The sequence below is a fragment of the Nocardioides sp. JS614 genome, assembly GCF_000015265.1.
Classification (GTDB): domain Bacteria; phylum Actinomycetota; class Actinomycetes; order Propionibacteriales; family Nocardioidaceae; genus Nocardioides.
The window spans coordinates 77,781-102,205 of the sequence record NC_008699.1; the positions used below are offsets into that span (position 1 = coordinate 77,781).

Here is a 24,425-nt window from a genome sequence, read left to right on the forward strand (position 1 = left end):
AAGGGCGGGGAGCATTGCACTTGCATCGGGAGACAAACGTTTCGCCGCTTGTGTGATCAGGTGCGCGGGGAAGCACCACTCGTGAGGCTCCGCTCATGCGTGCGGGCTCAGGCCGTCAAGCCAACACTGGGCCAGTGCTCGCCGTGGCGTCTTGATGCCAATGGGTCTGTCGATCTCGCTCCGCTCGGGGGCGATCGCGTCGAAGCCGGCGTGGCCGCGGACGCGGAAGTTGGATCCTGGAGGGCCACGGGTACTGGCGCAGCAGGGCCGTTGGCCCTCTCGCGATACCTCGGGGTTCCGCGTAAGTGGTCTGTCCACCTCCCGGTCGGCGAGCATCGCCCGGTAGGCAGGTTATCTGTTAGGTCGACCGCTTCGACCGCGGTCGCGGGGACGCGGAGGCGGCCTTCGCCTTCCACGCGGACGACGTGGTGATGCGCTCCCCTGGGTGGCGCACTGGCGGGCCTCCACGAGGGCAAGCCGGCCGTCGTTGCGTCGAGCCTCGTGGCGCTTGCACGCACCGATGGCATCTCGTGAGCGTGTAGGTGATCGTCCGGCTGGTCTCAGAGACCTCGGTCGCGCTCCAACGCGGGAGGTGGCCAGCCGTGTGTCGAGGTACTCGATCTCTGTCGAGTTAGGTCAGCGTCCAACCCGTGCGTGGTGGCAAGATTTGGGATATCGACATCTACGAAGCCCACCAGTACGACGTCGACGCGTTTCTCGGCTGTCTCGACTCGCACGACCTCGCCGCTCTGGAGTGCCGATCAGGACGGGTCAGAGAGCTGTCCCATCACCGGATCCCGCACCGGCACGCTCCGCGTGACCATAGGCCTACGGGACGGTGAGCGACTTGGGGTCTGAGCCCAAGGAGCGATGACGTGCGACTCCACGCCCTTCCGTAGGGTGAAGGCCGAGCATCCAGTGCTCTTCAACTGAACATTGGCTGGTGCACCCCTGGGGTGCACGGACCCGAGGTAACGGGAGCAAGCCGGAGGCAACGGGACGCCGGTTTCACGCTGGGGACGGCGATCGACGCGTGGTCGAGCGTGGTGGTCTCACGGTTCAACTCCCCCCTCGCGCACGTGTGACAGGCCCCGGGTCCTCGGATCCGGGGCTTCGTCCTTCATGGACCGCTTCGTCCGGAAGTGCACTGTTCGCCTGCCGGGTCTTTGGTTGTCGCCGTCGCCTCGGCGTGGGACTCCTTAGTCGCGTGGGTGCGCCTGGTCTCAGTCACCTAAGTCACTTGGACCGCCTCCAGCGATCACGCCACGCCAACTTTTGTGACTGTTCGTGTTCGCGGGGCGTGGGATGGCCGCCAGGCCAGGGAGTGGGCCGCCTGCGCGTTAGTGGTCATCACGCCGAGACGTGGCGGGCGCCGAGTCGAAGCGTGGGCAGGGGCGGGCTGCAGGACACCGGCGTCCTCCCCGTAGATGTCGCGCGACGCGATCTGGAGATGCTCCCAAAGCTCGCCCGGAGTCAACACTGGACTAACGCAGGCAGTGGTCTCTTCGAAGCGCCGAGCCAGTCGTCATCGGTCTGTTGCGCGACACGTGTTGCGGCCGCGAACACAAGGCCAGGCGGACGGGACTCCACTGGAGTCGATCGTCCTTGAGTCTCCCGGTCTTGCGTTCTTGCCGGTCCAGTACGCGCCTTGGGTGCCGCACCAGCACTCGAAGATGACCTCGATCCCCTGCTCGTGGTTGACCAGCTGCCTGATTCGGCTGATGGACAGCAGCTGATGCTTGCCGCAGGCGTTGCAGTGGATGTCGAACACCACGCCCTCCTTAAGACGCTGAGAAATCTGAGAACGAGGAGCCGGCCGGGGGCGCTCACCACGCGAGCTGTTCGACCAGCAGGCCCAGGCCGACGAGGATCATCACGGCGCCCGCCAGCCAGGTCACGGCCCTCGCGCGGCCGGGGCTGCCCGAAAGCGTGCGGGCGGCGTGGCCCAGGACCGTGTAGAACGCCACGATCAGAACGACCCAGACGCCGCCGAGCACGAACAGTTGCCCGGCCAGGGGCCAGGGCGCCGCCGGACGCGCGAACTGCGGAAGAAAGGCCAAGAAGAACAACAGAGCCTTGGGGTTCAAAGCGCTGACCCCCACCCCGCGCAATACAGAGCCCAGCCGGCTCACCGGCGCCACCGCACGGGCCTCCGGCACCCCCGTCGCAGGGCCGCAGAGGATGCCGACCCCGAGGTAGATCAGATAGGCGGCACCCACCACGGTCAACACCACCAAGGCCACCGGCGCCGCAGCGATCAGGGGTCCTAGACCGGTGGCCACCACGCCGGTGAGCAACGCGTACCCCAGGGCAAGTCCAAAGATGGTGGGGACCATCACCGCCCCGCTCCGACGCGACCCGGCTGCCAGAACGAGCGCCCAGTCCGGTCCCGGCAGCACCACCATGGCAGCCGCGACGACCGTAAACGCGACCAGCGCCGACGTGTCCATCCCAACCTCTCGGTCACCGTCCCTGACCGGTCCGGCCGCGCCGGCCGGACCCTCCCGCCATCGGAGGAGGGCACGATACGTCACAAGGCCCGGCATAGGATGGCAAGAACAACTCCGTATTACCCTCTGCATGGCAAAATAGAGGGATGGATTCGCTTGATCGCGCAATAATCGACCATCTGCGCCGCAACGCTCATCTAACAAACACCGAGCTGGCTGAACTGGTCGGCTTGACGCCATCACCCTGCCTGCGCCGCGTGCGTCGACTCGAGAACGAGGGCATCATCCTCGGCTACCACGCCCACATCGCTCCGGTAGCGCTTCACCGCGGGTTTGAGGTGCATGTCGACCTCGAGTTAGCCGACCAGACGAAGCAAACAATCCGCGTCTTCGAGGCCGCTCTGATCGCCTACGACGAGGTCGTGGAAGCGCGCCGGATGTTCGGCGCACCGGACTACCAAGCCCTGGTCGCTGTGACCGACCTGCCTGCCTACGAGCACTTCTTGACAGAGCACCTCACGGCCCTGCCGGGCCTGGGCAGACTCCAGTCCCGCTTCCCCATGAAGACCATCAAGACCGACACACCAAGCACGCCGCCCACCACACGCCATTGACGGCCGCTCACTCCCGGACCAAGCGCGAAGATCGCTGCGCCTGAACCCCTTGGTGGCAATCGGTCTACGGGACAGTGAGTGACCTTTGTGCGCGATGACGTCCGAGGTCGGGGCCTTCGCCGTAGGGTGGCGGACGAGCATCCAGTGCTCACCCAACTGAAGATCGGCTGGTGCACCCCTGGGGTGCACGCCCCGAGGAAACGGGAGGTAACCGGAGGTAACCGGACGCCGGTTTCACGCTCAGGACGGCGGTTCGTGCGTGGTCGACCGTGCTGGTCCTACGGTTCAACTCCCCCCCTCGCGCACGCGTGACAGGCCCGGGTCCACGGACCCGGGCCTCGTCAGTCCCGGGCAGCTCCCGCGAGCGGGTGGCGGGAGCGGCCCTCCTCGTGCGGGTGTCTCGTCTCGGTCGTTCCGAGTCGCGCCGGTGCGCGCTGACGGTCGAGAGGGCAGCCGCGAGGGGAGCCCGGGGGTGTCCCGGCACGCGTCATCGACACCCTCGAGCAGCGTGGACCGCGGGGGCCCGCGCGGCTGAATTCAGGCCTCGTAGATCGCTGAGGCGATGACCAGGTCCTCCCACGCCATCCCCACGCTCTTGAACACGCGGAGGCGGGAGCGGTCGACGGCCACGTCGCCTCGGACCACCGACCGGAGCGAGAGGAGCGAGGCCGGGTCGAGGCGGCGCTCGGACACCGGGATCGCCACGTCGCCGGCCTCGCGGAGTGCGGTGCCCTCGTCCTCCACCACGACCTGCGCTCGCGCGACCACGTCGCCGGGCAGCTCGCGGGCGTCCGGCTCGTGCGAGCCCACCGCGATGAGCAGGGCGTCGTCGCGGACGGCCTGTTCGAACACGGGGGAGCGGGCCGTCGTGGCGCAGACGACCAGGTCGGCCTCGGCGACGGCCGCGGCGGACCCCGCCGTCGCGGTGCAGTCGCCGTCGTCCAGCTTGTCGGCGAGTGCCGCCGCGCGGTGCGGGTCCCGCCCGACGATCGTGACGCGGTCGACGGGACGGACGGCGCGGAGCGCCACGGCATGTCCCCATGCCTGCGGGCCGGAGCCGAACACGACGAGGTGCTCCACGTGTGCCGGCGCCAGCGCCTCGGCCGCGGCCGCGGACACCGCCGCCGTGCGCAGCGTCGTCAGCGCCACGCCGTCCAGCTGCGCGAGGGGGGACAAGGTGACGGCGTCCAGCAGGAGGTAGAGGCCCTGGATCCGCTGGAGACCTCGGGTCGGGTTGTCCGGCGACACGCTCGCGATCTTGACCCCGACATAGCGGGCGAACTCCGAAGGCATGATGAGGAGTTGACCCCAGGAGACGTCGACGATCGATCGCGCCGGATCGGCAGAAGGATCGAGGCCGTGACGCAGCGACTCGCTGATGGCGCGAGCACCGCCGCGGAAACTCAGTTTGGCGTACACCTCGTCAGAAGAGATCCAGCGGGGACCGGTCAGTGGCATGTGGAGTTGGCTCCATGGGTGGGCTGACATCATGATTCATTATATAGAACGGCTTGTCCGGACCGCGCGGCTGTTCGCACTGCGACGAGACGCCGGCGATGGAGACGCAAAGTGCATCAACCACCGGAAAATCCGCTACCGTGAGGGTAGAACGGCGGTAGGCGGGAGGGGGAACCTCACGCCGGCCGTTTGGCAGCAGTCCGGTGTCGACGGCGATGAGGTTATTGAAATGAACGGAAGGACTCCCGCTCAGTCCTTCGTGAGCGGTCCTCTGTCGCGGGCGATCCTGCGGTTGCGCACCCAGCGCGGCCTCTCCCTGAGCGCCCTGGCTGATCAGTCGGGAGTCGCCAAGGGCACCTTGTCGAATCTCGAACGTGGCGTGGGGAACCCGACACTCGAGACCATCTTCGCCCTGTCGCGGGGCCTCGGGGTGCCGATCGGTGAGCTCGTCTCGAGTGAGGAGGAGGCGGCGTCGACGTTCGTCGGCCGCGACGACGCCCGCCACATCAGGGGCGTCGCCGTCGAGCTGATGCTGTACGACCGCTTCGCCAGCACGGGAAGCGCGACCGAGATCTACGACTTCCGTTGCCTGCCGGGGGACCGGCAGGTGTCACGTGGGCATCCGGGCGTGGAGCACATCGTGGTCAAGCAGGGGAGGTTGCTCACGGGCCCGACCTCGTCGCCGATCGAGGTCGGGCCGGGTGACTACGTGTCCTTTCCGTCGTGGGGCGATCACGCCTACGAGGCGCTTGATGAGGTGGTCGAGGGATTCCTCGTCATCCACTATCCGAACCCGGCGGCACCCTCTGTCGCGATCAAGGTCGAGTCGCTGGACTCACACGCCGACCGGAGGAAGCCGTGAGCGGCGCGGTGCCCACCGACCCGGGAACAGCGGCAGACCGAGCGGCGATCCGGCGACTGCTGGAGTCGCATCTGGAGTCGTGGAACCGGGGGGATCTCGACGCGCTCCTGGACACCTATCTCCAGGACGAGTCGGTGCGATATGCCTCGGCACGCACGGTGATCCACGGGATCGAACGGGTCCGGGAACGTTTCCGCGAGGCCTACCCGGACCGAAGCCGGCTGGGGGAGCTTCGTTACGAGGGCCTCGAGATCGCCCTTGCAGGACGAGCGGACGCGGTCGTCTTCGGGCGCGCGCGGATCTCCAGGGAAGGACTCGAGGACTCCGTGAGCCTCTTCTCGCTGCATCTGTTCAAGCGCGGCGGTCAGTGGTGGATCGCGGCGGACCATACGTCGGCCTAGACCTGCTCATGACAGCGGTGTTTCTTTCAATGAACATTCTTCCAATGGAGTGAACACTGTGGTAGACATCTCGCGTCTCGCAAGAAGCGACCAAGGAGATGTCGATGCACAAGATCGTTCGAGCTGCCGCCGTCGGTGTGGCCCTCAGTTCCGCCCTCTTCCTCTCGGCGTGCAGCGACACGGCTGAAACCGCAGACGCCGGATCGACCTCGGACGAGTCGCTGAGCATCGGGTTCTTCGGCTTCTCGAAGACGAACTCGTTCGCGCAGGCGGCCTTCGCGGGAATCAGTGAGTACGCCGAGGCGAACGACGCCACCGCGGAGTTCACCGACCCGAACTTCGACGTGCAGGTGCAGCTCCAGCAGTTGAAGGACGCGCTCACCAGCAAGCGCTTTGACGTCTGGATCGTGCAGGCGAACGACGGGGTTGCCGTTCAGCAGACGATCCAGGAGGCCGTCGACGCCGGCATCACCGTCGTCGCCGAGTTCACCCCGATCGGCCCGGACTTCGAGACCCTGAAGCCGCAGATCCCCGGGACGCTGAGTCTCGTCGACGACCCGAAGCGGAACGGCACGGTGCTCGGTGAGCTCAGCATCGACGCCTGTGCGGACGCCGGTGCGGACCCCTGCGAGGTCGCGTACCTGCAGGGCTTCAGTGCGCAGCCCATCGACGTGGTGCGGACCGACGCGTTCCTGGCGGCCGTGGACCGGCCGGGCGTCGAGGTTGTGGCCAACGTCGAGGGGGGTTACGCCCAGGACACCGGCCGCGCCGCGGTCCAGGACATCCTCCAGGCGAACCCGGACGTGGACGTGATCGCAGGCGCGTCCTCGGCTGCGCTGCTCGGCGCGATCGAGCTTCCCGGTATCGATGACGTCCGCATCGTCGGCAACGGCAGTTCGACGCAGGCCGTGACCGCAGTCCAGGACGGTGACTTCTACGCCGTGTACGTGTTCGCGGAGAAGACCGCTGGCGCCAAGGCGGCCGAGATGGGTCTCGCCGCCGCCCGCGGCGAAGAGGTCGACCCGGCGTACGTCGGCTACGACGAGCTGACCCCGTTCGGCGTACTGGGCACCAAGGAGAATCTCGACGGCTACACCGGCGAGTACTCGGACTGATCGAGTGGCAGCGGAGGGGCACCGATGATGACGTCGGTAGCGCAGCGTAACGGGCTGAGCATCTCGGCCCGCGGCGTCGGCAAGAGCTATGGGGGCGTCTCCGTCCTGCGTGATGTGGACCTCGACGTACGACCCGGCGAGATCCTCGGACTCGTCGGGGAGAACGGCGCCGGGAAGAGCACCCTGCTCCGGATCCTCGCCGGCTCGATCCGGCCGGACGCCGGTGAGGTGCTCCTGGATGGCGAGCCGGCAGGGATCCGCACCCCGAAGGACGCGATCAACCGGGGGGTAAGCCTCATCAGCCAAGAGCTCGCCCTGGTGCCGGCGCGCACTGTCCTGGAGAACGTCTTCCTCGGGAGCTGGGACCGTTGGTCCGGTGGTCGCGGCCGCGCACGCGACTTGCAGACCTTCCAGCGACTACAAGAGGAGACCGGCTTCCGGCTGGACCCCGACGCGATCGTCGCCTCGCTCCCGATCGGGAGGCAGCAGCAGGTGGAGATCCTCAAGGCGCTGGCCCGCGGCGCACAGGTTCTCGCGTTGGACGAGCCGACCGCGGTGCTGGCCGGACACGAGAAGGAGGGTCTCCTCGACCTCGTCCGCAGGCTCGCGGAGGGTGGCACCACGGTCGTGTTCGTTTCGCACTTCCTCGACGAGGTGCTCAGCATCGCCGACCGCGTGACGGTATTGCGAGACGGGGACCTGGTGGCGACCGACGATGCGAACCTGCACGATCCGGGGTCGCTGGTCGCGATGATGGTCGGCCGCGAGGTTGACGTGATGTACCCGACGCTGGCCCCGGTTCCCGAGGACGCCCCGGTCGCTCTGTCGGTGGAATGCCTTAGCCGGGGATTGGTGAAGGACGTCAGTCTGCAGGTGCGGGCAGGAGAGATCCTCGGGGTTGCGGGGCTCGTGGGCTCGGGCCGCAGCGAGCTCCTGCGCATGATCTTCGGCGCCGACCCTCCTGCCGCCGGACGGGTCGTGGTGAACGGCGTACCGCTCAAGGCGGCGTCGCCGACGCGTGCGATGGCGGCTGGTCTGGCCCTCGTCCCGGAGTCGCGCAAGGAACAGGGCCTGGCTCTCGCGCGGTCTGTGCGTGACAACGTCGCCGTCACCACCCTGTCCAAGCGGCGGGTCGGGCCGTTCGCCAAGCGCAAGGCCGAAGGGCGCGCGGTCGCGGATGTCGCGCGCCAGGTCGACCTCCGAGCCAAGGGCCTGGGCGTGCCGATCTGGACACTCTCGGGCGGCAACCAGCAGAAGGCGTTGTTCGCCAAGTGGCTGCTCACGCGGCCGTCAGTGTTGCTCGTCGACGAGCCGACGCGCGGTGTGGACGTGGTCGCGAAGCAACAGATCCACGGGCTGATCGTGAAGCTGGCCGCCTCGGGAGTGGCCGTGGTCGTGGTCTCGTCCGAGGTCGAGGAGGTGCTCGGGCTGTCGCATCGCGTCGTGGTGATGCGACACGGACGAGCCGTGGCGGAGTTCGCGCAGAATGCGGCAGCCGGCGACGTGGTGGCGGCCGCCTTCGGAGATGAGACAAGGAACCATGACTGAGACCAGTACACCCGTGGCAGCGCAGCCGTCGGCGCTCTCCCGGTCCTTCAACCTGCGCGACTACGGCGTCGTGCTCGGTGCCGTCGCGCTTGTGATCTACCTGTCCCTGTCGACGACCACCTTCCTCACCACCGGCAACCTCACGAACGTGCTCGACCAGGCGGTCGTCGTGGGCCTGCTGGCGTGCGGGGCGACGATGTGCATCATCAGCGGCGTCTTCGACCTCACGGCCACGGCGTCGCTCGCGCTGTCCGCGATCATCGGCGTCGAGGTGACGCAGGCGGCCGGCGTCGAAGCCGGCTTCGTTGCCGCAGTTCTGGCCGGGGCGGGCCTTGGTGCGTTGACGGGCTTCATCGTCAACGTGAGTACGGCCGTGAACGCCTTCATCGCCACGCTTGCCACGAGCATCGTCTACCGGGGGGTCGCCCTCGTGATCACCGGCGGCGCCATCACCTACCCGTTGACCGACCAGCTCGACGGCGTGCAGGTCTTCACCGACGACGTTCCCGGGCTCGGGATCACCGTCGCGACGGGGACGCTGCTCGTCGTCGCGGTCGTCATGGGCGTCATGCTGTGGGCCACCAACTTCGGTCGGCGGGTCTACGCGGTCGGAGGCAATGCCGAGGCGGCCCGGTTGAGCGGCATTCGGGTGGGCTCGGTCCACATCGGGGTCTACATGGCAAGCGGGGTCTGCTCTGCGCTGGCGGGTCTCGTGCTGGTCGCGCGCAGCGGCGGCGGTGCGCAGGCCAACATGGCGCTCGGCCTAGAGCTCAGCGCGATCGCCGCGGCGGTGATCGGCGGTACGTCGATCCTGGGCGGCGAGGGCGCGATCTGGCGCGGAATGGTCGGTGTCCTCCTGCTCACGCTGATCAGCAACGGGTTCAACCTGCTCGGATGGGACACGACCTTCCAGCAGGTCGTCCAGGGCTGCCTCATCCTCGTCGCGATCATCACCGACCGCTACATCCGCCGGGTGAGAAGCACGTGACGCCCCCGCATGAGGCGCGCGGCGGGACGCTCGAGGCCCGCACGGCGATTGTCACCGGTGGCTCGACCGGAATCGGGATGGCGACCGCGCGTTCGCTCGCCGGCCGGGGTGCCCACGTGGTCATCGCCGGCCGAGATCGCGACCGCGGCACCAGGGCTGCGGCGAATCTCGCCGCCGGGACGCCCGGGACGGTCACGTACGTCGAGCTGGACGTGCGGGAGGCCGAGTCGGTCGCCGGGCTGGTCGCGACCACCGTCGAGACGTTCGGCTCGCTGGACATCCTGGTCAACAACAGCGGAGTCGAGGCGGAGGAGGGGCCCGACGGGCCGTCCGAACCTGATTGGGACCGGATGTTCGCGACCAATGCTAAGGGCACGTGGCTGTGCTGCCGCGCCGCGCTTCCACACCTGGAGCGTACGCACGGGGTGATCGTCAACAATGCCTCCATGGCCGGCCTCATCGGTGTTGCCGGCGGAGCGGGCTACGCGGCGTCGAAGGCCGCGGTGGTGAGCCTCACCAAGTCCCTGGCGCTCGCCTACGCCGAGCGAGGGGTCCGGGTCAACGCGGTGTGCGCCGGCCCGGTCGACACCCAGATGACCTACGACGAGTGGGAGCTGGTCGGCGGTCCCGAGGAGGGACTGCGCCGTGCACTCGCGCTGAGCCCGGCGCGGCGCATCACGGCGCCGGAGGAGGTCGCCGAGCTCATCTGCTTCCTGGCGTCCGACGACGCGGCGTCCATCACGGGGGCGGCGATACCGATCGACGGCGGCAAGACGGCGGGCCTGATGCCGACGGAGCGGTACCGCTGGTGACCAAGCCGGTGACGCCGAGCCACCCGTTCATTAAGATGAATATATTGGCGCAACATAATGACCGAAGGGTCAGGATGTGGGCGCCGACCAATCGCGAAGGAGAACAAGCCTCATGCCTGGATCGTCGTCTTCATCGGTCCGAGTCGCCGTCGATGTCGGGGGCACGTTCACCGATGTTGTGACGCTCGACTCGGCCGACGGGGCGCTCCGGTTCGACAAGGTGCCGACGACGCCTGCCGACGCCAGCCAGGGCGTGATCAACGCGTTCGTCCGGTCGGGCGTGGACATGCAGCGCGCTGGCTACTTCACTCACGGTACGACCCTCGGTCTGAACGCCCTCTTGACGCGGAACGGCGCGCGGACGGCGATCGTCACGACCGACGGCTTCCGTGACGTGTATCTCCTGGGTCGCACCGATCGGCCCGTCTCCTACGACTTCCGGTACAAGAAGCCCGAGAGCCTCGTCCGTCGGGACGCGATCTTCGAGGTCCCGGAGCGGATGAACTACCAGGGCCGGGTCCTCCGCCCGTTCGACGACGTCGCCGCGCGAGCCGTCGCCGAACGGCTCAAGGACGCCGGGTACGAGTCGGTGGCCGTGTGCTTCCTGCACGCGTACACCAACCCCGACCACGAGCTGCGGATGCGCGAGATCCTCGCCGACGTAGCGCCGGAGATGGACGTCACGCTGTCCCACGAGCTGTCGCGCGAGTACCGGGAGTACGAGCGGACCAGCACGGCGGTCTTCGACGGCTACATCAAGCCGGTGGTGCGGCGCTACCTCGGCCGGCTCAAGAACGCGCTGGCCGAGAACGGCTTCGGGGGCCACTTCTTCATGATCCGCTCGGGGGGCGGCGCGATGACGGTCGAGAGCGCCCGCGAGGCGCCGGTGAACCTGATCCTCTCCGGCCCGGCCGGTGGGGTGATCGGGGCGACGTCGTTCGCGCGGACGACCGGTGAGGGCAACCTCATCACCATCGACATGGGCGGTACGAGCCTGGACGCCTCGCTCATCGTCGACGGCGAGTCCGTCCTGCGGCACGAGGCCATGTTCGAGGGCCTTCCGCTGGCCATCCCGTCGCTGTACATCCACACGATCGGCGCCGGCGGTGGCTCGTTGGTCTGGATCGACGAGGGCGGCCACCTCCAGGTCGGTCCGCAGAGCGCCGGGTCGTCGCCGGGTCCCGCGGCGTACAACTGGGGTGGCACGCAGGCCACGTTCACCGACGCGGCGCTGGTGGTGGGCTATCTCGGGACCGAGACCGCGCTCGCCGGCAGTCTCGAGTTGAGGCGGGACCTCGCCGAGGATGCACTCGTGCCGAACGCTGAGGCGTTGGGCATGTCCGTCGAGACCGTCGCCCGCGGCGTGCTGCGCATCGCGACCACCAAGATCGTCGGAGCGGTTCGCTCGATCACCGTTGACATCGGGTACAAGCCCAACGACTTCGCCCTGCTGACCTACGGCGGTGGCGGAGGTCTGGTCGCGGTCGATGTCGCGCACGAGCTCTCCATCCCGCGCGTCATCGTCCCGCCGGGCCCGGGAGCGTTCTCGGCGCTCGGCATGCTGATGGCCGACGTCCAGCACGACTACTCCAGGACCCAGGTGGCTCCGTTGGACGGCATCGATCTCCAGCACTTGGAGTCGACGTTCGGCGAGATGGAGGGCGAAGGCGGTGCCGCGCTGCAGGACGAGGGCTTCGCGCCCGAGGATCGCAGGTTCCAGCGGTTCATCGACGTCCGCTACCTCGGCCAGGAGCACGCCGTCTCGGTGCCGGTCGAGCGGCTGTCGGCGGACGAGGACATCGAGCGTCTGCGTCACGAGTTCAGCGAGATTCACGAGCGGCACTACGGCCACGCGATGTCGGATCCGATCGAGATCGTCACGCTGCGCTCCCGTGCCGTCGGGGTCGTGGAGAGGCCCCGCCTGCCGGAGGTGCCCGAGCGGGAGGGCGACGTCCTGACGCCGATCGCCAGCAGGGGGGTCGTGCAGCCGGACGGCTCCCGTACCCCGTACCAGGTCTACGACCGGAGCCACTTCCGGTTCGGTGACCGCATCGAAGGTCCGGCGATCATCGTCGAGCACACCTCGACGACGGTCATGCACACCGGCGACACGGCCGAGGTCGGCCGTGTCGGAGAGATCGTCATCACGCTTGCAGAGGAGACGAACCGTGGTTGATTCCATCACTGTCGAGGTCATCCGCCACAGCCTCCTGGCGTCGGCCGATGAGATGGCGCGCAACCTGTGCCGGACGGCGTACAACACCGTGGTCTACGAGATCCACGACTACGGGATCGGGCTGCACGACGCGGCCGGCGACGTCGTCGCCGACACGCCGGGCATCGCGATGTTCACGGGGGCCAACGACGTGGGCATCCGCAACACGATCAAGTTCCTCGGCGAGGACAACCTCCACCCGGGCGACGTGTACTTCCTGAACTACCCGTACTGGTCGTCGGCGCACACCCTGGACGCGCTCGTGCTCGCCCCGATCTTCGTGGGGGAGGAGCTCGTCGCGTGGTCGACCTGCCGGGTCCACCTGCTCGACCTGAAGCAGAAGGACGCGGGCTACGTGCTCGACTCCACCGACATGTCGCAGGAAGGCATCTTCTTCCCGTCGGTGAAGCTCTACGACCGCGGCGTGATCAACGACGACATCTTCAACGTGATCCGGTTCAACAGCCGGATGCCCGAGCGGACCATCGGCGACATCCAGGCACAGGTCTCGGCCTGTCAGACCGGGGAACGCCGGGTCCAGGAGATCGCGGCCAAGCACGGCGTGGACGTCCTGCGGGAGGCGATGCGCGAGATCAACGACCATGGCGAGCGCCTGGCGAAGGCCGCGTTGGCGAAGCTGCCGAAGGGCACCTGGTCGGCGTACGACTTCGTCGACACCGACGGCGTCGTCAAGGACGAGATGGTCCGGATGGACGTCACGGTCACCGTCACCGACGAGAAGATGATCGTCGACTGGCGGGAGACCTCCAGGCCGGCCAAGGGCCCCATCAACCTGCCGCGTGGTCTCACGGTGGCCACGACGATGATGGCCTTCAAGGCGCTCACCACGCCGGACACTCCGGTGAACTCCGGCAACTTCCGTCCGGTCGAGGTGCTCACGACGCCCGGTTCGCTGATGCATGCGGTTGAGCCGATGCCGACGTTCACGATCTGGCCGGCGATCCTCGCTCCGGAGGTCATCAACAAGGCGCTCGCCCAGGGGATGCCGGACCTGGTCCCGGCGTGCTCGGGTGGGGACGTCTGCTCGATCATGGCGCTCGGGGTCGACCCCGAGACGGGGGTCTCGTGGCTGGAGGCCACGAACGACGGGGTCGGTTTCGGCGCGCACTCGGGCGGCGACGGGTCGGACGGCATCATGCACCTCTCGGAGCCGGGGTGTCGGAACAACCCGATCGAGATCCTGGAGACCAAGGCGCCCATGATCATCGAGAACTACCGGTACCGCACCGACTCCGGAGGTCCCGGGAAGTACCGCGGTGGCGTCGGCGTGGAACGCACCTACCGCTTCCTGGCCCCGTCCTCGGCGATCGTCATCAACTACAAGACCAAGACGAAGCCGTGGGGCATCGGCGAGGGTCGTGACGGCCTGAACAACACGGTCGTGCTCTACCCGGGGACCGACCGCTCCGTCGAGGTCGGCCAGAGCTACACGCACTTCGCGACCAACGAGTGCATGGCCAACGTCACCGGCGGCGGAGGGGGATGGGGCGACCCGTTCACGCGTGACCCGGCCGCCGTCGCCACCGACGTGCGGCTCGGGTTCGTCAGCGTCGAGCGTGCCGCGAGCGACTACGGCGTCGTGGTCGACCCGGCGACGTACGACGTCGACGAGGAGGCCACCCGTCGGTTGCGCTCGGTCGGTGCGTCGTGAGCGAGCCGAGGCCGCGCCCGGCCGCGCGCGAGCCGCTCGTGCTCGACGCGGCCGTGCCCCTCGTCTCGCATCCCCGGCACCTGTCGGCTCTGCTCCCTGCGCTGACCGCGGGCGGCGTCGGCGTCCTCCTGCCGACCGTCGCGTCCATCGAGGACCTGGCCACCGTCAGCTCGACGCTGGGCGCGTGGCGAGCCTTCGAGGACGGACCGCCGCCCGGGGCGCGGTTGGCGCGATCGGTCTCCGACATCCGTGCCGCGCAGGCCGCCGGTGACCTGGCGGTCGTGCTCCACGTGCAGGGGCTGCACGCGGTCGGCGCGGAGCTCGACCGGCTCGAGCTCTACGCCGCCGCGGGGGTGAAGGTCGCGCAGCTGACCTACAACTACCGCAACTACCTGGCCGACGGATGCCTGGAGCCGGCCGACGCCGGGCTCAGCGAGTCCGGGCGTGCGGTCGTGGAGCGACTCAACCTGCTCCGGATCGTCCCGGACGTCTCGCACACGGGAGAGCGGTCCAGTCTCGAGATCGTCGAGATCTCCACGTCTCCGGTGATCGCCAGCCACAGCAACGCCAAGGCGCTGTGCGACCACCCCCGGAACCTCGGTGACGGCCTCGCACGGGCTGTCGCCGCGTCCGGGGGAGTCGTCGGGCTCTGCGCGTTCCCGGCGTTCGTGGACGACACTGCCCCGACCGTGCGCCGGCTGGCCGAGCACGCCGCGTACTTCGCCGAGCGCATCGGTGCCGAGCACGTCGGGATGGGGCTGGACTTCTCCGACGAGGACGCCTCCGACTACGAGTTCTACGGCTACGACGAGCGGTACTACCCACGCCCGCCGTGGACCTGGCCGGCCGGGCTGGAGAGCCACGCGGACGTCCCGGGGCTGAGGGCCGCGCTGGAGCAGGTCGGCTTCTCCGAGGAGGAGACGGCCGGAATCCTCGGCGAGAACTTCCTGCGCGTCTTCGCCGAGGTCTGGGGAGCCTGAGTGGACTGCGACGTCGTCGTGATCGGCGCGGGCATCGTCGGGGCTGCCTGTGCTCGCCGACTGGCCCGAGCGGGCTTGGCCGTCACCGTCGTGGACCGTAGCGCGGCCGCAGGGGGCACGACAGCACACGGCGAGGGCAACCTGCTCGTCTCCGACAAGCGGGCCGGCGCCGAGCTCGACATCGCCCAGTACTCGGCGGAGCTGTGGCGCCAGCTCAGCGTGGAGCTGGCCGACGAGCTCGGGCCGGAGTTCCCGCCGCTGGAGTTCGAGGAGAAGGGCGGCCTGGTGGTCGCCACCGACGAGCGGGGCGCGGGCCCCCTCGTCGAGCTGGCGGCGAGTCAGTGTCAGGCGGGGGTTCGGGCCGAGGTGCTCTCGAGCTCCGAGGCCCGACGCCTCGAACCCGAGCTGACCCCGTCGACCGTGGCGGCCGTGCACTATCCGGAGGACGCGCAGGTGCAGCCGGTCGTCGCGGCCGAAGCGCTGCTGGCGTCGGCCCGCCGTGCGGGCGCCCGGATCCTCCCGCACACGGAGGTCACCGGCCCGGTGCTCTCCGAGGGCGGCCGGTTGGGTGGTGTCACCACGACGGCGGGCCCGATCCGGGCGACGCACGTGGTCCTCGCGGCGGGGCCCTGGTCGGCCGGAGTCGCCTCGTCCCTCGGCGCCACGATCCCGGTCGTCCCGCGGCGCGGCATGGTGCTGGTGACGACGAGGATGCGGCACCGGATCTTCCGGAAGGTCTACGACGCCGACTACGTCGGCGCCGTCGGCTCGAACGACTCTGACCTCCAGACGTCCAGCGTCATCGAGAGCACGGCGTCCGGCACGGTCCTGATCGGCTCCTCACGGCAGATGATCGGGTTCGACGACTGCCTGCGCGTGCCGGTCCTCGAGGAGCTGGCGCGCAAGGCCATCGATCTCTTCCCGTTCCTCCGCACCGCCTCGGTCATGCGGGTCTACGGGGGGTTCCGCCCGTTCACGCCGGACCACCTGCCGCTCATCGGGCCCGACGTCACCGTCCCCGGGCTCTGGCACGCGAACGGGCACGAAGGAGCCGGCATCGGACTCGCGCCGGCCACGGGCGAGATCCTCGGCGCCCTGGTCGCAGGTGAGCGGCCGGCGGTCGACGCGTCACCGTATCTGCCGGACCGGGCTGCTCTCGTGCCTGCCAGGGGCGTGCGATGAGCGCGTTCCTCCGCCGGGCGGCCGACGACCCGATCCGCCGCCGTGACGGCAAGGCCATCTCCATCCGCGTCGACGGTGAGCAGCTCACCGGCGTCGAGGGGCAGAGCATCGCCGGCGTCCTCCTGGCAAGCGGTCGGCTCGACTGGCGGGTCACCTCGATCGACGGCCGGCCGCGCGGCGTCTTCTGCGGCATCGGCGTCTGCTTCGACTGCCTGGTGACGGTGAACGACGAGCCGGACGTCCGCGCGTGCCTGCGACGTGCGGTGCACGGCGACGTCGTCGCGCGGCAACACGATCCTCTTCCGACCCCGGTCGAGAGGGGCAGCGATGACTGACGTCCTCGTCATCGGAGCCGGACCGGCGGGTCTCGCGGCGGCGGCGGCCGCGCGCGAGGCCGGCGGCACCGTCACCCTCCTCGACTCCTCGGACCTGCTCGGTGGCCAGTACTGGCGCCACCTGCCCAGCTCACGTCCGGCCGAGCGCGAGCGGCTCCTGCACCACGGCTGGGACACGTTCGCCGGTCTGCGCGAGCGACTCGCCTCGGACCCGCACGTGCGGATCGAGACGTCGGCCCAGGTGTGGGCGGTCGAGCGCGGTACGGGTGTCCCCGTCGTCGTGCACGCGCTGGTCGGTCCTCCGGACGCGCACGGGCGGGAGCGCGTCGCGCTGCGCCCGGATGCGGTGGTGTTCGCGACCGGCGCGCACGATCGGACGCTGCCGTTCCCCGGCTGGGATCTCCCCGGAGTCTTCACCGGAGGTGCCGCGCAGGCCCTCGCGAAGGGCGAACGGATCGCGGTCGGCCGGCGGGTGCTGGTCGCCGGGGCCGGCCCGTTCCTCCTTCCCGTCGCCGCGTCGCTCACCCAGGCCGGCGCGGCGGTGGTGGGCGTGCTCGAGGCGAACCGCCTGTCGACGCTCGCGAAGGGGTGGTCGCGGCGGCCCTGGCACCTGTGGTCGACGCACGCGAAGGCACGGGAGCTCGCCGGGTACGCCGCCCGTCACCTGCGGCACGGCATCCCCTACCGGACCGGCCGGGCCGTCGTGGCTGCCCACGGCACCGATCGGGTCACCTCGGTGACCACGATGGCGGTGGACCGCGCCTGGGCACCCGTCGCCGGCACCGAGCGAGTGATCGACGTGGACGCCCTCTGCGTGAGCCACGGCTTCACGCCACGGCTGGAGCTCGCGGTCGCCGCCGGCTGCTCGCTGAGTCCGGACCGGTTCGTCACGACGGACCGCGACCAGCAGACGAGCGTCCCCGGGCTGTACGCCGCAGGGGAGATCACCGGAATCGGTGGGGTGGACCTCGCCCTTGCCGAGGGCAGGATCGCCGGTTGGTTCGCCGCGGGCGGGCGGATCGACGACCGGGCGATCGACCACGACCTCCGCCAGCGGGACGTCTACCGGGCGTTCGCGGCACGTCTGGCGCAGGCACACGGGATCGGCTCCGGCTGGACCCGTTGGCTGGAGCACGACACCGTCGTGTGCCGATGCGAGGAGGTGTCGTTCGGTCGGCTGTGCGGCGCCGCCGACGCCACCATGACGACGTCCCTGCGGTCGTTGAAGCTCTCCAGCCGGGCCGCGCTCGGCATCTGCCAGGGCCGGGTGTGCGGGCGCTCGGTCGAGGAGATCCTCGGCTCTCGCGCGACGGGCGCGCCGGCTCGCGACGGGGTCGTCGCCGACCAGCGACCCATCGCCGCCCCGATCCGGATCGGGGACCTGGCCGCACGCCAGGGCTCCCCGCCACCACACGCCCCACCCACCAGCCCGTCCCAGACACCGAACGAAACGGAATGAGATACCGATGACCAGCAATTTCGACCTCGGCGGCGTTGTCGTTGCGACCACCCTGGCGTTCAAGGAGGACTCGTCGGCTCCAGGCGGCCTCGCGGTCGACTACGACCGGTTCGCCGAGCACTGTGACTGGCTGATCCGCAACGGCGTGCGCGGCGTCGGGCCCAACGGCTCCCTGGGCGAGTACTCCTCCCTCACGCCCGAGGAGCGCCGCCGCGTCATCCAGGTCGCCGTGGAAGCGGTCGCGGGGCGTGGCCTCGTGATCGCCGGCGCCCACGGCGTCGGTTGGCACCAGGCGCAGAAGTGGGCCGAGCTCGCCCAGGAGGACGGGGCGGACGGCGTGCTGCTGCTTCCTCCCATCGTCTACCGGGCCAACGACGAGGAAATCGTCGAGCACTTCAGCAAGGTCGCCGAGGTCGGGCTGCCGATCATGGCGTACAACAACCCGATCGACACCAAGGTCGACCTCGTCCCGTCGCTGGTGGCCCGACTCGCCGAGATCCCCGAGGTCGTCGCGATCAAGGAGTTCTCCGGCGACGTCCGTCGGGTCCTCGAGATCCAGGAGCTGTGCGACATCGACGTGATCGCCGGTGCCGACGACCTGCTCTTCGAGTCGCTCGTGGTGGGGGCGAAGGGCTGGTTCGCGGGCTACCCGAACGCCTTCCCACGCGAGGCGGTCGAGCTCTACGACCTGGTGCAGGAGGGGAAGATCGCGGAGGCCCGGGAGCTCTACCAGGCGGTCGTCGCGGTGTTCCGCTGGGACTCTCGCACCGAGTTCGTGCAAGCGATCAAGCTCAGCATCGACGTGGCGGGAGAGAGCTACGGCGGTGCCAGCCGACCCCCGCGCGGCCCGCTCAGCCCTGCCCAGGAGTCCGCGGTCCGCAGCGAGACCGAGCGGGCGCTCGCCGCGATCGCTGCCCGCCGTTCGGCGTCGGTGGCCTGAATGGACGGATCCGAGACCCCGGACGACCGCCAGCCGCCCGCGACGGTGGAGCTGATGGCACGAGCCGCGGCCGACGCATTCCCCGCCTGGTCGGCGACGCCTCCCCGGCAGCGTGCCTCCGCGCTGTCGGCGGTGGCGGACGCCGTCGCGACCGCAGGCCCGGAGCTGATCGCCACCGCCATGTCCGAGACCGGTCTGCCGGAGGCGCGGCTCACCGGTGAGCTGAACCGCACGGTCGTCCAGATCCGCCTGTTCGCCGACATCGTCGTCGACGGCGCCTACCTCGACGTGCGCATCGACGAGGCGGACGACGACTTCGTCCTGGACAGCCGACCGGACCTGCGCCGCTACCACGTGCCGGTCGGACCCGTGCTGAACTTCGCCGCGAGCAACTTCCCCTTCGCGTTCTCGGTCATCGGAGGCGACACCGTCTCGGCGCTGGCTGCCGGGTGCCCGGTCGTCGTCAAGGCGCACCCGGGACACCTGGAGCTGTCGAGGCAGACCGCCGCCGTCGTCCGCGCTGCCCTCACCGGAAGCGGTGCGCCCGACGCGACACTCCAGCTGCTGGTCGGGCAGGAGCAGGGCGTGGCGATGCTGCTCGACCCGCGCATCCGTGCCGCCAGCTTCACGGGCTCGACCCGGGCCGGCCGCATGCTGGCCGATCTCGCCCTGGGCCGGCCGGCACCGATCCCCTTCTACGGCGAGCTCGGGAGCGTGAACCCGGCGTTCGTCACGTCCGAGGCAGCGGCCCAGCACGGTGCGGCGATCGCGCAGGGATTCCTCACGAGCGTGTGCGGGTCCGCCGGCCAGCTGTGCACCAAGCCGGGCTTCCTCTTCGTGCCCCGCGGGAGCGGCGTCACGGCCGATGTCGCGCAAGCGGCTGGTGCGGTGGTCGAACAGCGTCTTCTCAACCCGTCCATCACCGCTGGCTACACCGCGCGGCGGGACGCCATCCTCGGGACGCCCGGGGTTCGCGCTCTCGCCGTGGGGGACGTACGTGTCGACGGCGACGGACAGGGCTGGGCGACACCGACGTTGGTGGCGACCGATGTCGCGACGCTCCACCACCACCGTGAGTCGCTGCTCGACGAGGCGTTCGGCCCACTGTCGGTCGTCGTGGAGTACGACGACGAGGCAGGGCTGCCCGGAGTCGCCGACGAGCTGTTCGAGGGCAACCTCACCAGCACCATCCATGCGGGTGACGGTGAGGACACGCCCACGTTGCGCGCTCTCGTCGACTGGGCCGCGCGGACCACCGGCCGCATCGTCTTCGGGGGTTGGCCGACCGGCGTGTCCGTGACTCATGCGACCCAGCACGGGGGGCCCTGGCCGGCGACGACGAACGACGCCGGGACGTCGGTTGGGAGCGCGGCCATCGGGAGGTTTCTGCGCGCCGTCGCCTACCAGGACACGCCGCAAGCACTGCTTCCGGCGCCGTTGCGCGACGACAACCCGTGGGGTGTGCCGCAGCTGCGCTCGCCCGCCGGTCGGTCGCGGAGCTGGGGCGAGGCGTTCCGCGTCGACGGGTGACGGATCGCGTCGACTCGCACGGTCGAGGAGGCGATGCCGCTCAGTGCCCCGGGCGGGACGGGAGCACGAAGGGGGCGATCTCGAGGGCCAGGTGCAGGCGGAGACGCGCGTCACCGTCCGCCAGGTCGATGCCGGCCGCGCCCTCGATCTGCTCGAGCCGGTGGTAGACGGTCTGGCGGTGGACGCCCAGACGTGATGCCGTGCGCGCGACGTTGGCCGCCTCCTGCAGGTGGACGCGCGCCGTCTCCACGAGCGTGGGGGAACCCTCCTCGAGGAAGGCGCGCAGGCCGGGCGCGACGAGCGAGCGGGCCAGGTCGGCGTCGCGTGCGATGCCGAGGAGCGCGAGGGGGCCGAGCCCGTCCCAGCACGTGACCGGGTCGCTGCGATGCCGTCCCACCCGCAGCGCCACCAGTGCGCCCGAGCGGGCCTCCGCGAGGTGGTCCAGGCTGGCGACGGCGGGCCCGATGCCGACCAGTGTCCGGTCGTCCAGCTCGGGCACCCGCCGGGCGAGTCCCAGTGCCCCGAGCACGGCCGCGAGATCGGTGGGCAGGCTCCGGGCCTGGTCCGCACGGAGGATCGCCGCGCAGGAGCCCGCGGCCTCGCGAACCCACAGCAGGCCGCTGCGGCTCGGCCGGCTCGGCAGCTGAGTGGCGAGGTCGGGACGTTCCACGACGGCGAGCCGCACGGGCTGATCCATGCGCAGGCCCGCGGCCGCGGCGAGCTCGACGGCGGCCGGTCGCGAGGCGCGGTGGCCGCCCTCGACGACCTCGCGATAGAGAGCGTCACGGTGGGCCTGGCGCCGTTCGGCGAGGCTCAACAGGGCCCCGGCCGCGTCGGCGAACGGCTGTGTCTCGGCCCACCGTGTCGCGTCGATGTCGCCGCTGGGGTCCAGAAGCCAGAAGAACCCCTGCAGCCGGCCCAGGTGGCGCACCGGCACGCACAGCCGGGACATGATGCCGAGGCCGGGCTCCGCCGGCGTCCGCAGGGGCTGGTCGGACTCCGCTATGCCGTGCGCGTAGAACCAGTCCCTCACCTCCTCGGTCGAGCGTCGCTCGAGGATCGAGCGCTGTCGGACCGGGTCGACGTCGCGGTGGTCGGAGAAGGCGAGCAGCCGGAAGCCCGGGTCCTCGAGGATGCAGGGCGCGCCCATGGCGGCAGCGAGGTCGTTGACCAGGTCGTCGAGCGCGTCCATCAGACAATTGTCACAGAGATTCGCGCACTGCCTGGGAATCTGTCCATCGCGGTCGCCTCGTCGGCGCTCGTAGGTTTCCTGTCGTGCTCAGCCCCGCCCTGCTCCGTGCCTCCCGCAGCCCCCGTGCTCGCCGGCTCGTCGAGGGACTCCCCGCGACCCGTCGGGTGGTCGACCGGTTCGTCGCCGGGGAGGAGAACGCCGACGCCGTACGGGCCACGCTGGAGCTCGCCCGTGCGAACCGCGACGTGTCCATCGACGTGCTGGGCGAGGACGTGCACGACGAGGGGGGCGCCCGGCGCACCCGGGACGCCTACCTGGCCCTGGTCGGCGCCATGGCCGACGCCGGGGTCGCGCCCGGCGCCGACCTGTCCCTCAAGCTGTCGGCCCTGGGGCGGGCGCTGCCGCGCGACGGCGACGCGATCGCCCTTGCGAACGCCCACCGGATCTGCGCCGCCGCGGACCAGCGCGGATTCACGGTCACCCTCGACATGGAGGACCACACCACGGTCGATGCCACGCTGGCGGTGGGTGCCGAGCTGCGCTCCGACTTCGAGCTCGTGGGCAACGTGCTCCAGTCGAACCTGCGGAGAACCGCCGGCGACATCGAGCAGCTGCGCGCGTCGCCGGCGCGGGTGCGCATCGTCAAGGGGGCCTACCGGGAGCCCGCGTCGGTGGCCTTCCAGCGCAAGGCCGAGGTCGACGTCGCATACGCGCGGGACATCTCCGCCCTCTTCGGCTCCGCTTGCTACCCGATGGTGGCCACCCATGACCCGGTGATGCTGGCGCACGCCGTCTTCGAGGCCCGCCGTTCGGGGCGGGACGACGACGGCTGGGAGACGCAGATGCTCTACGGCATCCGCGCCGATCTGCAGGCCGAGATCGCGAGCTCTGGGCGCCGGATGCGGGTGTACGTCCCCGTCGGCACCGACTGGTACGGCTACTTCATGCGCCGGCTCGCCGAACGGCCGGCGAACGTCGCGTTCTTCCTCCGTGCGGTCGCCGGCCGGTGACCGACCCCCACAACCTCGAAAGGCGATCGTGGACGCTGTCACGACCCCTCCCGCTCCGACCAACGAGCCGAACCTGACCTACGCGCCCGGCGCCCCCGAACGGGCCACGCTGGTCGCTGAGATCGAGAAGCTGCAGAAGACGCAGAAGACCCTGCACGCCTACATCGGTGGCCGGTGGCGGGCCGGGGGTGGTGCGGAGATCCCGGTGGTCCAGCCGCACGATCACCAGCACGTGCTGGGCACGATGAAGAACTCCACGCAGGCCGACGCCCGCGCCGCGATCACGGCCGCGTCCGACGCGGCGCCCCAGTGGCGTGACATGACGTTCGACGACCGGGCGGCCGTCCTGCTCAAGGCGGCCGACCTCCTGGCCGGGCCGTGGCGTCAGCGGCTCAACGCCGCGACCATGCTCGGGCAGTCGAAGACGGCCTTCCAGGCGGAGATCGACAGCGCCTGCGAGCTGGTCGACTTCTGGCGCTTCAACGTCCACTACGCCAAGCAGATCCTCACCGACCAGCCGATCGCCAACAGCCCGGGCGTGTGGAACCGCACCGACCACCGCCCGCTCGAGGGGTTCGTCTACGCGATCACCCCGTTCAACTTCACCGCCATCGCCGGCAACCTGCCGACGGCGCCGGTGCTCATGGGCAACACGGTGCTCTGGAAACCCTCCTCGACCCAGCAGCTCGCCGCGTCACTGACGATGGAGCTGCTGGAGGAGGCCGGGATGCCACCCGGCGTCATCAACATGCTCCCCGGTGACGGGCTCGCGGTCTCCGAGGTCGCGCTCGCGCATCCCGACCTGGCCGGCATCCACTTCACCGGCTCGACGCCGCTGTTCCAGCGTCTCTGGAAGACCGTCGGCGAGAACATCGCCCGATACCGCTCCTACCCCCGTCTCGTGGGCGAGACCGGCGGCAAGGACTTTATCGTCGCCCATGCTTCGGCCGACCCGGACGTGCTCCGCACGGCGATGATCCGCGGCGCGTTCGAGTTCCAGGGCCAGAAGTGCTCGGCGGCGTCCCGGGCGTACGTCGCCCGGTCGGTCTGGAACAAGATGAAGGACTCGTTCCTGTCCGAGATCGAGTCGCTCACCGTGGGTGACCCGACCGACTTCTCCCACTTCATGGGCGCCGTGATCGACGACCGCGCCTTCGCCAGGCACCGGGCCGCGATCGACCGAGCGAAGCGCTCAGGCAAGCTCGACATCCTGGCCGGCGGCACGCTCGACGACACGGTCGGCTGGTTCGTCAGACCGACCGCCATCGAGAGCGGCGACCCGACCGACGAGATCTTCACGACCGAGTACTTCGGCCCGATTCTCGCCGTTCACGTCTTCGACGACGGCGACTTCGAGAAGGTCGTGCACGCGATGGAGTCGAGCACGCCCTACGCGCTGACCGGCTCGATCATCGCCCGCGACCGCCGCACGATCGCGTGGGCCCAGGAGACGCTGCGGTTCGCTGCCGGCAACTTCTACGTCAACGACAAGCCGACCGGCGCCGTCGTCGGTCAGCAGCCGTTCGGCGGCGGCCGGGCGTCGGGCACCAACGACAAGGCGGGGTCGGCCGCGAACCTGCTGCGTTGGACGTCCCCGCGGAGCATCAAGGAGACGTTCGACCCGCCGACCGACTACCGCTACCCGCACCTCGGCTGACGCGG

The 24,425-nt window shown here is 69.9% G+C and carries 20 protein-coding genes and 2 pseudogenes; 18 read left to right on the forward strand and 4 right to left on the reverse strand.

The genetic code is table 11. The features are described 5' to 3' along the window. Positions 1-1,525 precede the first annotated feature (1,525 nt). Positions 1,526-1,771 carry a hypothetical protein gene (locus tag NOCA_RS26920; RefSeq protein WP_011753566.1) on the reverse strand — a complete coding sequence of 82 codons (246 nt, stop codon included), beginning with the start codon at positions 1,769-1,771 and terminating at the stop codon, positions 1,526-1,528. Between the two features lie 55 nt (positions 1,772-1,826). Further along, entirely contained in the window at positions 1,827-2,450 is a 624-nt protein-coding gene (locus NOCA_RS01745) for a LysE family translocator (RefSeq protein ID WP_011753567.1), read from the reverse strand. Between the two features lie 146 nt (positions 2,451-2,596). Here NOCA_RS01745 and NOCA_RS01750 point away from each other — a divergent pair, with 146 nt between their 5' ends. After that, positions 2,597-3,064, forward strand: a complete 468-nt coding sequence (locus NOCA_RS01750) for an Lrp/AsnC family transcriptional regulator (protein ID WP_011753568.1) — start codon at positions 2,597-2,599, stop codon at positions 3,062-3,064. A gap of 537 nt (positions 3,065-3,601) precedes the next feature. Here the strand turns inward: NOCA_RS01750 and NOCA_RS01755 are convergent. Continuing rightward, complete coding sequence (locus NOCA_RS01755) at positions 3,602-4,555, reverse strand: ornithine cyclodeaminase family protein (protein WP_337998985.1); 954 nt, start codon at positions 4,553-4,555, stop codon at positions 3,602-3,604. Here NOCA_RS01755 and NOCA_RS26320 point away from each other — a divergent pair. The 15 genes and pseudogenes from NOCA_RS26320 to NOCA_RS01825 all read left to right on the forward strand — a co-directional run bounded on the left by NOCA_RS26320 (position 4,521) and on the right by NOCA_RS01825 (position 20,561). Beyond that, the gene (locus NOCA_RS26320) at positions 4,521-5,384 is read left to right on the forward strand and encodes a helix-turn-helix domain-containing protein (RefSeq protein WP_158305617.1); all 864 of its coding nucleotides are present in this window, start codon (positions 4,521-4,523) and stop codon (positions 5,382-5,384) included. The two genes, NOCA_RS01755 and NOCA_RS26320, sit on opposite strands and share 35 nt — an antisense overlap. Then, complete coding sequence (locus NOCA_RS01765; protein WP_011753571.1) at positions 5,381-5,785, forward strand: YybH family protein; 405 nt, start codon at positions 5,381-5,383, stop codon at positions 5,783-5,785. The genes NOCA_RS26320 and NOCA_RS01765 overlap by 4 nt, the downstream gene beginning before the upstream one ends. 104 nt (positions 5,786-5,889) lie before the next feature. Further along, positions 5,890-6,900: a sugar ABC transporter substrate-binding protein gene (locus NOCA_RS01770; protein WP_011753572.1), complete on the forward strand. Its 1,011-nt coding sequence runs from the start codon at positions 5,890-5,892 to the stop codon at positions 6,898-6,900. A gap of 27 nt (positions 6,901-6,927) precedes the next feature. Continuing rightward, positions 6,928-7,443 (forward strand): annotated as a pseudogene (locus tag NOCA_RS28580) (ATP-binding cassette domain-containing protein); the annotation flags it as partial. 321 nt (positions 7,444-7,764) lie between these two features. Beyond that, a pseudogene (locus tag NOCA_RS28585) lies at positions 7,765-8,448 on the forward strand (ATP-binding cassette domain-containing protein); the annotation flags it as partial. After that, positions 8,441-9,436, forward strand: a complete 996-nt coding sequence (locus NOCA_RS01780; protein WP_011753574.1) for an ABC transporter permease — start codon at positions 8,441-8,443, stop codon at positions 9,434-9,436. The pseudogene NOCA_RS28585 and the gene NOCA_RS01780, both read left to right, overlap by 8 nt. Continuing rightward, positions 9,433-10,248: an SDR family NAD(P)-dependent oxidoreductase gene (locus tag NOCA_RS01785; protein WP_011753575.1), complete on the forward strand. Its 816-nt coding sequence runs from the start codon at positions 9,433-9,435 to the stop codon at positions 10,246-10,248. The genes NOCA_RS01780 and NOCA_RS01785 overlap by 4 nt, the downstream gene beginning before the upstream one ends. A 112-nt stretch (positions 10,249-10,360) precedes the next feature. Then, positions 10,361-12,424, forward strand: coding sequence for a hydantoinase/oxoprolinase family protein (locus NOCA_RS01790; protein WP_011753576.1), 2,064 nt, complete (start codon positions 10,361-10,363; stop codon positions 12,422-12,424). Continuing rightward, entirely contained in the window at positions 12,417-14,135 is a 1,719-nt protein-coding gene (locus tag NOCA_RS01795) for a hydantoinase B/oxoprolinase family protein (protein ID WP_011753577.1), read from the forward strand. The genes NOCA_RS01790 and NOCA_RS01795 overlap by 8 nt, the downstream gene beginning before the upstream one ends. Next, positions 14,132-15,115 (forward strand): dipeptidase, encoded by a 984-nt coding sequence (locus tag NOCA_RS01800; protein ID WP_011753578.1) that lies wholly within the window; start codon positions 14,132-14,134, stop codon positions 15,113-15,115. The genes NOCA_RS01795 and NOCA_RS01800 overlap by 4 nt, the downstream gene beginning before the upstream one ends. After that, positions 15,116-16,297, forward strand: a complete 1,182-nt coding sequence (locus NOCA_RS01805; RefSeq protein ID WP_011753579.1) for an NAD(P)/FAD-dependent oxidoreductase — start codon at positions 15,116-15,118, stop codon at positions 16,295-16,297. It begins immediately after the preceding gene. Continuing rightward, the gene (locus NOCA_RS01810; RefSeq protein WP_011753580.1) at positions 16,294-16,632 is read left to right on the forward strand and encodes a (2Fe-2S)-binding protein; all 339 of its coding nucleotides are present in this window, start codon (positions 16,294-16,296) and stop codon (positions 16,630-16,632) included. Before NOCA_RS01805 ends, NOCA_RS01810 begins: the two co-directional genes overlap by 4 nt. Next, entirely contained in the window at positions 16,625-18,091 is a 1,467-nt protein-coding gene (locus NOCA_RS01815; RefSeq protein ID WP_011753581.1) for an FAD-dependent oxidoreductase, read from the forward strand. The genes NOCA_RS01810 and NOCA_RS01815 overlap by 8 nt, the downstream gene beginning before the upstream one ends. Positions 18,092-18,098: 7 nt before the next feature. Continuing rightward, on the forward strand, positions 18,099-19,031 hold the full coding sequence (locus NOCA_RS01820; protein WP_011753582.1) for a dihydrodipicolinate synthase family protein: 933 nt from the start codon (positions 18,099-18,101) through the stop codon (positions 19,029-19,031). Beyond that, on the forward strand, positions 19,032-20,561 hold the full coding sequence (locus NOCA_RS01825; RefSeq protein ID WP_011753583.1) for an aldehyde dehydrogenase (NADP(+)): 1,530 nt from the start codon (positions 19,032-19,034) through the stop codon (positions 20,559-20,561). Positions 20,562-20,601: 40 nt separating this feature from the next. On the opposite strand, the gene NOCA_RS01830 is transcribed toward NOCA_RS01825, so the two are convergent. Continuing rightward, complete coding sequence (locus NOCA_RS01830; RefSeq protein ID WP_011753584.1) at positions 20,602-21,753, reverse strand: PucR family transcriptional regulator; 1,152 nt, start codon at positions 21,751-21,753, stop codon at positions 20,602-20,604. 83 nt (positions 21,754-21,836) lie between these two features. Here NOCA_RS01830 and NOCA_RS01835 point away from each other — a divergent pair, with 83 nt between their 5' ends. Both NOCA_RS01835 and pruA read left to right on the forward strand, forming a co-directional pair. Beyond that, positions 21,837-22,763 (forward strand): proline dehydrogenase family protein, encoded by a 927-nt coding sequence (locus NOCA_RS01835; RefSeq protein ID WP_011753585.1) that lies wholly within the window; start codon positions 21,837-21,839, stop codon positions 22,761-22,763. A 28-nt stretch (positions 22,764-22,791) separates the two neighbouring features. Next, positions 22,792-24,420, forward strand: coding sequence for an L-glutamate gamma-semialdehyde dehydrogenase (pruA, locus tag NOCA_RS01840; protein WP_011753586.1), 1,629 nt, complete (start codon positions 22,792-22,794; stop codon positions 24,418-24,420). Positions 24,421-24,425: the final 5 nt, after the last annotated feature.